This window comes from Mycobacterium colombiense (assembly GCF_001672755.1).
GTDB classification, from domain to species: domain Bacteria; phylum Actinomycetota; class Actinomycetes; order Mycobacteriales; family Mycobacteriaceae; genus Mycobacterium; species Mycobacterium colombiense_C.
Genome location: NZ_LZKI01000159.1, coordinates 1 through 518, shown reverse-complemented (window position 1 = coordinate 518; position 518 = coordinate 1). Strand labels below are relative to the sequence as shown.

Annotated in this window: 1 protein-coding gene; it reads right to left on the bottom strand. The window is 64.1% G+C overall.

Annotated features, from left to right (window positions below):
• Nucleotides 1-518, bottom strand: a 518-nt coding sequence (locus tag A5708_RS21085; RefSeq protein ID WP_196772703.1) for a class I SAM-dependent methyltransferase, incomplete at both ends; no start/stop codon positions are given.

Here is a 518-nt window from a genome sequence, read left to right as displayed (position 1 = left end):
ACCTCTTGGGACTGAACGGCCAGGGCCTGCTCGCGATTCGCCTCGAGGGCCTCGGCCCACAGGTCCAGTGTCCTGGCGTAGTGCAGCTGCAGCGATTGAACGCGGGTCAACTCGAAGCCCACCGTGACCCCGTACTCGCCAACGGTCTGGGGCGTCGGCAGCCAGCCGCCGGGGAAGATCTCGGACAGGATGAATTGCGAAAACTGCACGATCTCACGGGTCAGCGTCATGCCCTTGGCCCGGGCCTCCTTGAACGACGGCCGAACGATGGTGTGCAGCAACATGACTCCGCCCGGCGGCAGCACGTTGTAGGCCATCTTGAAGAAGCGGCCGTAGCGCTGGCGGCCGAAGTGCTCGAACGCGCCGATCGACACGATCCGGTCCACCGGCTCGTGAAATTTCTCCCAGCCTTCCAGCAGCACCTGCCTGGTGCGGGTGGTGTCCATCTGGTCGAAGGACTTCTGCACGTGTTCGGCCTGGTTCTCCGACAGCGTCAGGCCTACGACGTTGACGTCGTA